The sequence below is a fragment of the Geobacter sp. PheSNFMC genome, assembly GCF_059620965.1.
In genome coordinates, this window is sequence record NZ_JCAMRN010000041.1 from 25892 (window position 1) to 34558 (window position 8667).

Annotated in this window: 8 protein-coding genes and 1 tRNA gene; 7 read left to right on the top strand and 2 right to left on the bottom strand. The window is 54.6% G+C overall.

Annotated features, from left to right (window positions below; all coding sequences use genetic code 11):
- Positions 1-54: 54 nt before the first annotated feature.
- The 3 genes from AC6CDK_RS10575 (at position 55) to AC6CDK_RS10585 (ending at position 4151) form a co-directional block, all read left to right on the top strand.
- Positions 55-1347 (top strand): tRNA nucleotidyltransferase/poly(A) polymerase-related protein, encoded by a 1293-nt coding sequence (locus AC6CDK_RS10575; protein WP_192905450.1) that lies wholly within the window; start codon positions 55-57, stop codon positions 1345-1347.
- A gap of 19 nt (positions 1348-1366) precedes the next feature.
- A tRNA-Gly gene (locus tag AC6CDK_RS10580) sits at positions 1367-1441 on the top strand.
- 475 nt (positions 1442-1916) lie between these two features.
- Positions 1917-4151, top strand: a complete 2235-nt coding sequence (locus AC6CDK_RS10585) for an NADP-dependent isocitrate dehydrogenase (protein ID WP_108103949.1) — start codon at positions 1917-1919, stop codon at positions 4149-4151.
- 485 nt (positions 4152-4636) lie between these two features.
- On the opposite strand, the gene rpoH is transcribed toward AC6CDK_RS10585, so the two are convergent.
- Entirely contained in the window at positions 4637-5488 is an 852-nt protein-coding gene (rpoH, locus tag AC6CDK_RS10590) for an RNA polymerase sigma factor RpoH (RefSeq protein WP_108103950.1), read from the bottom strand.
- 221 nt (positions 5489-5709) lie between these two features.
- Here rpoH and AC6CDK_RS10595 point away from each other — a divergent pair, with 221 nt between their 5' ends.
- Genes AC6CDK_RS10595 through AC6CDK_RS10605 form a run of 3 tightly spaced genes read left to right on the top strand, consistent with a single transcriptional unit; the run spans position 5710 to position 7107 of the window.
- Positions 5710-6159, top strand: a complete 450-nt coding sequence (locus AC6CDK_RS10595; RefSeq protein ID WP_108103951.1) for an Hsp20/alpha crystallin family protein — start codon at positions 5710-5712, stop codon at positions 6157-6159.
- 37 nt (positions 6160-6196) lie between these two features.
- Complete coding sequence (locus AC6CDK_RS10600) at positions 6197-6595, top strand: Hsp20/alpha crystallin family protein (protein ID WP_108103952.1); 399 nt, start codon at positions 6197-6199, stop codon at positions 6593-6595.
- A gap of 29 nt (positions 6596-6624) precedes the next feature.
- The gene (locus AC6CDK_RS10605; protein ID WP_108103953.1) at positions 6625-7107 is read left to right on the top strand and encodes an Hsp20/alpha crystallin family protein; all 483 of its coding nucleotides are present in this window, start codon (positions 6625-6627) and stop codon (positions 7105-7107) included.
- Here AC6CDK_RS10605 and AC6CDK_RS10610 read toward each other — a convergent pair.
- Positions 7086-7460 (bottom strand): hypothetical protein, encoded by a 375-nt coding sequence (locus AC6CDK_RS10610; protein ID WP_192906041.1) that lies wholly within the window; start codon positions 7458-7460, stop codon positions 7086-7088. The two genes, AC6CDK_RS10605 and AC6CDK_RS10610, sit on opposite strands and share 22 nt — an antisense overlap.
- Positions 7461-7613: 153 nt before the next feature.
- On the opposite strand from AC6CDK_RS10610, the gene AC6CDK_RS10615 reads away from it, so the two are divergent.
- Complete coding sequence (locus AC6CDK_RS10615) at positions 7614-8555, top strand: DnaJ C-terminal domain-containing protein (RefSeq protein ID WP_108104031.1); 942 nt, start codon at positions 7614-7616, stop codon at positions 8553-8555.
- Positions 8556-8667: the final 112 nt, after the last annotated feature.

The window sequence follows — 8667 nt, forward strand, 5'->3', positions numbered from 1 at the left end:
CCTTGCGCGGGCTTTTTTGTTGCCTCCACCCCGGTCGGGCGGTAAGCTCGAACCATGGACCAACGAATCCTTTCTTTTCTCGCCGCGCCATTGCCGACCCTGATAGCGTCCCTTGCCCGGCAGGGGGGCTTCAGCGCGTGGTTCGTGGGTGGGTGCATCCGCGATGCCCTGCTGGCGAGGCCGTCCAATGACATTGACATCGTGGTCGGCCCCGGCGGGGAAGACCTGCCCCGGGCCGTTGCCGCCCGGATCGGCGGCAGCTTCTTCCCCCTCGACGAAGAGCGGGGCCATGCCCGCGTCGCGCTGAAGGGGGAGGGGGACATCTGCGATTTCGCTCCCCTTCAGGGCGGAACCATTGCTGCCGACCTCGCCCTGCGCGATTTCACCATCAACGCCCTTGCCGTGTCCTGCGCTCCGGGTAACCTGCTGGACCCCCTGGACGGAGCCGTCGACCTGGCGCAGCGTGTCATCCGTGCCTGCTCTGCCGATGCCTTTGCCGCCGATCCGCTCAGGATCGTGCGTGCCTACCGCTTTGCCGCCCATCTCGACTTCGATATCCACGCCGCAACCCTGGCGCTCATCCCCGACCATGCGCCGCTCCTGGCCACCGTGGCCGGGGAGCGGATCCGGGACGAACTCATCCGGATGCTTGACCTGCCGCACGCGGTTTCCTCTGTCCTCCAGATGACCCGCGCCGGCGTAATGGGCGCCATCTTCGGTACCGACGACCTTCCCGCCGATACCGCAGCCGGCGTACTTGGCCGGGTCGAGGCTCTCTGTGGGGACCTCTCTCCCTTCGGCACCGATGCGGAGCTGGTTCGGGCGCGGCTGCAGCAGGAGGCTCAGCCCGGCATCACCATCCGCGCCCTGGCGAAGCTCGCCGCCTTCCTGAACGGCGCGGGCATCCCCGCAGGCACCGCATCGCAACGGCTCATGCTCGGCAAGACCGCCACTCGGCTTCTGGAGCTGCTCTGCTCCTCGGCCCGCCTTATCTGGCCTGCCCCTGCCGCCGCGCCGGACCCGCACGCCCTCTTTACTCTCTTCCGCCACCGTGAGCCGGCCGGCTGCGAACAGCTCATCCTCCCCCTGGCGGAAGGCATCCTGCCGGAGGACGGATGCCGCCACCTTGCCACCTATTTGACACATCATCATATTCCCCGCGGCGGCTTGCTCCTCCTCACCGGCGACGACATCATGACCCTTCTCGGCTTGCCCCCGGGCAGACAGGTGGGGGAAGCCGTTGAACTGCTCCGCGCAGCCCAGAGCACCGGCGAAGTCCGCACCCGCGCCGAGGCACAGCGCTATCTGGCCAAAAAACAGTTGACAACTCCCGATCCCCTGCGCTAAATACATACCTCTCTATCGAGCGGGAATAACTCAGTGGTAGAGTGTCAGCTTCCCAAGCTGAAGGTCGCGGGTTCGAATCCCGTTTCCCGCTCCAAAAAAAACAAGGACTTAGCCGATATGGTTAAGTCCTTTTTTTATGCCTTGGTGGTCATTGCATCCGTTTTTGCATCCGTTTGTAGTTGGGTGGACGTGAATCACCGTACAACCAAGAGAAGCATGGTGCAACAATTACGTTAATTGTACAGCATTTCATAGTAATCAACGGAATAAGTCTCGAAGTCGGGGATGATTCCCTCCTAGAAGGAGCGCCTAGCATCCGTTTTTGCATCCGTTTGCGGAAAATACTTAGTCTCCACTGGATGTTATGGCCCCGGCACGCAGCGATTTCCTGGGCTACGGCGAGGGCTTTCAGTTACTTATTATAGTCATCTTCTCAGGTTTGATCATGGTCGCCTTTAATGGCAACTTCTCTCCGCTGTTCTCCCCTCCCTTGAAAATTCCATATGCCGCCATTATGTTGAAACTATTCTATAAACAGTGGGTTAGCCCCAAGATAGGAGGCAGGCAACATGGCGACACACAAGATTATCTGGACGGAAATTGATGAAGCACCCGCACTAGCAACGTACTCGTTGCTCCCTATCGTTCAGGCGTTCACCAGGGGGACCGGTGTTGAGGTTGAAACCCGGAATATCTCACTTGCTGGTAGGATTATTTCCATTTTCCCTGAGAACCTGACGGAAGCACAAAGAATTCCCGATCAACTGGCCCAGTTGGGTGAACTTACCCAGAGCCCGGAAGCAAATATCATCAAGCTCCCCAATATTAGTGCTTCTGTCCCTCAGCTTAAAGAGGCCATAAAAGAACTCCAGAGGCAGGGGTACAATGTCCCCGATTATCCTGAGGATCCCAAGACCGACGCCGAGAAGGAGGTCAAGGAAAGGTATGCCAAGGTGCTCGGCAGTGCCGTCAACCCGGTGCTGCGCGAGGGTAATTCCGACCGTCGAGCTCCGTTGTCGGTGAAGAACTTTTCAAAGAAGAATCCGCACAATCTCGCACACTGGAGCCCGGATTCCAGTGCACATGTCGCCCATATGACCGGAGGCGACTTTTATGGCAACGAAAAGTCCATAACCGCAGAGGACGCATTCGAGTTCAGGATCGAGCTAATTAACAAGGACGGCAAGACAACCGTCCTGAAAGACAAGATGAAGGCGGAGAAGGGCGAAATCCTTGACGGCACCTTCATGAGCAAAAAGGCGCTTCGCCAGTTCTTTACTGAACAGATCGAGCATGCCAAAAGTCAGGATCTGCTCCTCTCCCTACACCTTAAGGCCACCATGATGAAGGTCTCCGACCCGATCATGTTCGGTCATGCCGTATCCATCTTTTACAAAGACGTGTTTGAGAAGCATGCAGCAACCTTCAAGGAGCTTGGTGTCAATCCCAACATGGGGCTCGGCGACCTCTACAAGAAGATCCAGAGCCTGCCGGAAGCAAAGCGTGCCGAGATCGAAGCCGACATCCGGTCTGAGTACACCAAGCGCCCGAAGCTGGCGATGGTTGATTCCGACAAAGGTATCACCAACCTGCATGTGCCCAGCGACGTCATCGTTGACGCCTCCATGCCGGTAGTTGTCCGTGACGGAGGCAAGATGTGGGGGCCTGACGGCCAGCTCCATGATACCAAGGCAATGATCCCGGACCGCTGCTACGCCACGATGTACAAGGAGATCATCGAGGACTGCAAAAAACATGGCGCCTTCGATCCCGCCACTATGGGCTCCGTTCCCAACGTTGGTCTCATGGCCCAGAAAGCCGAAGAGTACGGTTCCCATCCGACCACGTTTGAAATCCCTTACGATGGAACCGTCCGCGTGGTGGACGCCAACGGCAAGGTTCTGATGGAGCACCAGGTGGAGGACGGCGATATCTGGCGGATGTCCCGCGTGAAGGACATCCCGATCCAGGACTGGGTCAAGCTAGCCGTGAGGCGGGCCAGGGCCACCGGTGCCCATTCCATTTTCTGGTTGGACAAGAATCGAGCCCATGACGCCCAAGTTATTGCCAAGGTAGAGAAATACCTCAAGGATCACGACACCACTGGCCTCGAAATCAAGATTTTGCCGCCGGCTGAGGCCATGCGTTATTCGCTGGAACGAATCCGCAAAGGGCTGGATACTATCTCGGTCACAGGCAACGTTCTCCGGGACTACCTGACAGACCTCTTTCCTATCCTAGAACTGGGGACCAGCGCCAAGATGCTCTCCATCGTGCCACTGCTGGCGGGCGGCGGTCTGTTTGAGACCGGCGCGGGAGGTTCTGCCCCCAAGCATGTTCAGCAGTTTGTCAAGGAAGGATATCTGCGTTGGGATTCCCTCGGGGAGTTCTCGGCCCTTGCCGCTTCCCTCGAGCATCTCGGAACCACCTTCAGAAACGACAAGGCCATGGTCCTCGCCGAGACCCTCGATCAGGCCATCGCCAAGTTCCTTGACGCCAACAAGTCGCCTGCCCGCCAGGTGGGGCAGATCGACAACCGCGGCAGCCATTTCTACCTTGCCATGTACTGGGCACAGGCGCTGTCAGAACAGAAAAAAGACGGGGAGCTTCGGGTTCGCTTTGCCAACGTGGCACGTCAATTTGAAAATTACGAATCCTTGATCAATGAGGAACTGCTCGGTGCCCAGGGAAAACCCGTTGACATGGGAGGGTACTATCACCCCGACAAGGTAAAAACAGCCAAGGCCATGCGTCCAAGTGGTAGCTTGAATGCTATTATCGGCAACATGATGATATTCAGCTAGACGTTCCACGAATGGGACGGCGCATGGTGCACCGTCCCAAGACTCTAAATGTTGTTAATGGAAGTGGTCAGCCTCATCATAAGCAAAAAAGGTGAGCTTGAAAGACCAAGCCCACCTTCTCAAATCCAGAAACATCAAGTTCCTACTTTCTGCTCTTGATATCCACCGGCTCACAGACGCTCGACGGGTCGTGCGCTTCGGCACCGCACTGCGCACAGAAGACAGTTGGTTCTGAAGCAAGAGCGCTTGCTCTTCCACTGTCATCAATGGCGCAGAGTTTGTCGTAAATTCTCCCTTTCATGACGGATACCTCCTTTTCCCCAGTGTTTCTTCCTTTCCATCTGTTAAAAGAAGATTTTCGTCACACGTTCGGTATCGTTGATCGCGCATGGATCATGATCTATGCTCCTCCTCATGACGGAATCCTCTAAAATAATTATAAACAACCCTCACAAAATAACTCAAGTTGAACATTAACCTCCTGGCTAGTGAGCGAGTAATAATTGGGGCTTCAGGCTATTGCTTAGTTTTGTCAATGCACGCTCTTCTATCTGGCGTACCCGCTCACGTGAAATTGAAAAGTGGTCCGCAATATCTTGAAGTGTTGCGGGATCATCACTAGTGATCCTGTGTTCAACAATATACCTCTCTTTTTCATTCAACCCCTGCAAAGCTTGAGCAATTGCTTTTTTCAGTACACGCTCTTTTTGATACTCGCCTAGCATTTCTTCCTGATTCATCCGGTCATCAGCAATTGCATCAAGTATCGTCAGGCCATCGCTTTCGAAAAGCTCATCATTAAGAGAAACGTCCCCTTTAAGCCGTTGCTCCATTTCAACGACCTCATGATCTGGCACATGGAGCTTACTGGAAACTTCCAAGGTGTCGCTATCACTGCCGATTAATTTAAGCAGTGCTTCCTTGGTCTTGCGTAACCCATAAAACAATTTTTTCTGTGCTTGCGTAGTACCGATTTTTACCAGGCTCCAAGCGGAAACAATGTAATTCTGGATATAGGCCCGAATCCACCATACGGCGTAGGAAATCAACCGAACCCCTTTATAGGGATTGAATTTGCGAACCGCCATCATCAGGCCAATATTGCCCTCCTGGATCAGATCGAGCATTTTCAGACCGTAACGGCGATATTCGGAAGCGACCTTAACCACATAGCGAAGGTTTGAAGTAATGAGGGTATGAGCTGCCTCAAGGTCCTTTTCCTCAAAGAACTTGATGGCGTAGTTCCTCTCCTCGTCTTCGGTGAGTAATCTGAATTTGCGAATTTCGGAAAGATAGAGGGTAAGACTGTCGGCAACAACTGGCAGATTGGTAACCATGACGCACCTCCTAAAAACTTGTATCATGATTAGCACTCTATAGTGCTGACTGCTAAAAATATAGCAAAACATTACGTCGATTTCAAGAATAAAAATAGAATATGCTTCATGATATCGTAGGGTTGAGTCGGTTTAAAAAATCAGCTTCCACCTCTTGACACGCTGAAAATGCGTACTTATTTTTTGATCAGAAAATCACTCATTGAAAGGAGGTAATCCACATGGCAACCTGGGATGTATTCAAAGAACTGGACAATCTGAGAAGGGAAATCGACGAAGCTTTCCGTGGCGCTGGTTACAACCGTCCGTTTGGACCGACATTCCTTTCGCCGCTAACAACCCGTCGATTCCCGCTGGTCAACTTCAGCGAGGATGAGGGGCATGTCTACATCGAGGCTCTGATTCCCGGCGTTGATCCGAAGGATGTCGATCTGACCGTACTGCGGAACACGGTCACCATCAGCGGGGAACGCAAACCGTTCGTCGAGAAGGAAGGGCAGATCGTACACCGCTCCGAACTCGGATCCGGCAAATTCTCCCGCACCTTGGAACTGCCGGTTGACATCGATCCCGACAAGATCACGGCCAGTTGCAGGGACGGCATCATGCAGATCAATCTGGCCAAGGCCGAACATGCCAAACCAAAAAAAATCGACATCAAACTTTCGTGATAACGAACGACATGATACGGAAAGGAGGTAATCAATCATGGCAGCCAACAGCTTGACGGAAAGAAACGACGAACGGAGTGTGCAGACCCGTGAAGAGACGCGGTCGAACGAAAAATATATCCGCCCGGCGGTGAATATCATCGAGACAGAAGAAGGTCTGGTCCTGACAGCTGACATTCCAGGCGCTTCCAAGGATGCTCTCGATGTGAACGTGGAAAAAGGCATCCTGACCATCAGCGCTCCGGCGCAGCACACCATGCCGGGAACCTCGGCCTACCGGGAATTTGAACTGGCCAACTACTACCGTCAGTTCACCATTCCCGAGAGCCTCGACCACGAAAAGGCCCATGCCGACTATGTGAACGGCATCCTAACCTTGCGGATACCGAAGGCCGAAATCGCCAAACCGAAACGGATCGCCGTCCAGGTCGGTTGAGAAAGGAGTCTGCTGAGGAGGTGATCAGAATGTCAAACCTGTTGCCCGAGAAATGGAGCGAGGCGCTGGAGCGGGTTCATGACAAAGTCGGCCATTTCCTGACCAGACTCATGCCGCGAAAAAATGAGGAGCATTCTCCGGAACGAATCACGGCCGACACCCTGCCAGCCTTCATGCAGTTTGGTGGCCCGTCGCTCGACATGCACGAGACATCTGATGAACTGATCATCAGGGCAGAAGTACCGGGACTGAAGAGAGATGATTTCTCGGTTGAGCTTGTCGGCAGGCGGTTAACGATAAAAGGTGAAAAGAACGTGGTACGCGAACGGAAAGGAGGTGATGGGTGCCTAATTTCAGAATGCCGGTACGGCAGCTTCGCCAGAACTCTCCAGTTGCCGTACGAAATCGATGAGAAGGCAATTGCGGCGGACCTCAAACACGGGGTCCTGACCATCCGGCTACCCAAGCCGGACAAAGGACGGCATGCCCGCTACCGGGTGCCGGTATCCTGAACCAGCAGGGATGTTTTGAGGGCCGCGTGATGCGGCCCTCGCTGGTTCTGGGGGAAATATCCCTTGTTCTTTCTTGCTGACACGGAGGAAGGATAGATGAAGCATATGAGAATAAATCCCGTTACGATCGTTAAGAGCATGTGAAGGAGTTGCAACACCAATTCAGAACCACTGATGACCCGCAGAAAAAGGATTTCTTGGCGAGGAAAGTCCGAAACCTTCAGAACGTGCTGGAGTTTCTGGCCGGGACACAGAACGATGTGAACAATGTTGAGAATTTCGCTTAGCGAACCAGCTGCCGCACCAGAAAGGAGCATGGCATGCATTACTTCATCAAAGACAACAAACTGCATCGCTATCCCGTTCCGAAGCGCTGTGGCGTCCAGTTTCAGAAGGAAATCCTGCGGGATACGATTCCGCATCATGTTGAACAGTGTATCTACTGCATGCGCAGATGGCCGGAAGACGACAAGAAAGAATAATAGTTTCTGGCGAGAGTGAAGATCATGGCAATGTTTCAGGATTATTACGCCATCCTCGGCGTAGGGAAAACGGCAACCCAGGAAGAGGTCCAGCGGGCCTACCGTAAACTGGCCCGCAAGTACCATCCCGACATCAACAAGGAAAGCACTGCCGAGGAGAAATTCAAGCAGATCAACGAGGCCTACGAGGTGCTGGGTGACCCGGAAAAACGGGCCAAGTACGATCAGTTCGGCAGCGGCTGGGATGGTCAATTCGCCAATCAGGGGTATCAGGGAGGTGACAATGTCCGGTTCCACTTCTCCTCTGCCGATCCGGGCCAGTTCAGTGACTTCTTCCAGAACCTCTTCGGCGGCGGATGGAGCTTTGGCGATGAGACCGAATTCCGGGGCGGCGGCACCAGGAGGCGGCGAGGCCGCGACCATGAGACCTCCATTAGTATCACGCTGGCCGACGCCTGTCATGGCGCCCGGAAAACCATTGAACTGGAACGGGTGGAAACAGACAGCAGAGGCAGACCGACCAGGACCAGACGCAGCTATGATGTCACCATCCCACCGGGTGTTACGGACGGATCCCTGATCCGCCTTGCTGGGCAAGGCGGCAGCGGCAGCGGCGGTGGGGATGCCGGCGACCTGTTCCTGCGAGTCAGCATTCTTCCCGACAGCCGTTTCACCCTGAACGGCCATGACCTGGCCACAACAGTCGATATCACCCCTTGGGAGGCGGCCCTCGGGGCAAAGGTACTGGTGCCGACCATCGATGGCCGGATCAATCTCACCGTGCCGGCCGGTACCCAGAGCGGCCAGACCTTACGGGTACGGGGCAAGGGGATGCCGGTTGCGTCGGGCCGCTACGGAGACCTGCTGGTGAATGTGCGTATCGTGGTGCCGAAGCATCTCTCAGCAAGGGAGAGGCATCTCTTCGAGGAATTGGCCAAAGAATCGCGATTCGATCCGCGTGTGTAACCGGGGAGCAGTTATGACAGCACAACAGTATGAAATCATCATAAGCAGAAAACATGAACTGGTCTCCATGCCGGGCTTAACAATTCATGAGTTAAGTCGGTTGTGTGATTGC

Excerpts from the sequence above, each read along its gene's own strand:
- AC6CDK_RS10605 (WP_108103953.1), top strand. The coding sequence starts at position 6,625 with ATGTCAAACCTGTTGCCCGAGAAATGGAGCGAGGCGCTGGAGCGGGTT.
- AC6CDK_RS10575 (WP_192905450.1), top strand. The coding sequence starts at position 55 with ATGGACCAACGAATCCTTTCTTTTCTCGCCGCGCCATTGCCGACCCTG.
- AC6CDK_RS10615 (WP_108104031.1), top strand. The coding sequence starts at position 7,614 with ATGGCAATGTTTCAGGATTATTACGCCATCCTCGGCGTAGGGAAAACG.
- AC6CDK_RS10585 (WP_108103949.1), top strand. The coding sequence starts at position 1,917 with ATGGCGACACACAAGATTATCTGGACGGAAATTGATGAAGCACCCGCA.
- rpoH (WP_108103950.1), bottom strand. The coding sequence starts at position 5,488 with ATGGTTACCAATCTGCCAGTTGTTGCCGACAGTCTTACCCTCTATCTT.
- AC6CDK_RS10610 (WP_192906041.1), bottom strand. The coding sequence starts at position 7,460 with ATGCAGTTTGTTGTCTTTGATGAAGTAATGCATGCCATGCTCCTTTCT.
- AC6CDK_RS10600 (WP_108103952.1), top strand. The coding sequence starts at position 6,197 with ATGGCAGCCAACAGCTTGACGGAAAGAAACGACGAACGGAGTGTGCAG.
- AC6CDK_RS10595 (WP_108103951.1), top strand. The coding sequence starts at position 5,710 with ATGGCAACCTGGGATGTATTCAAAGAACTGGACAATCTGAGAAGGGAA.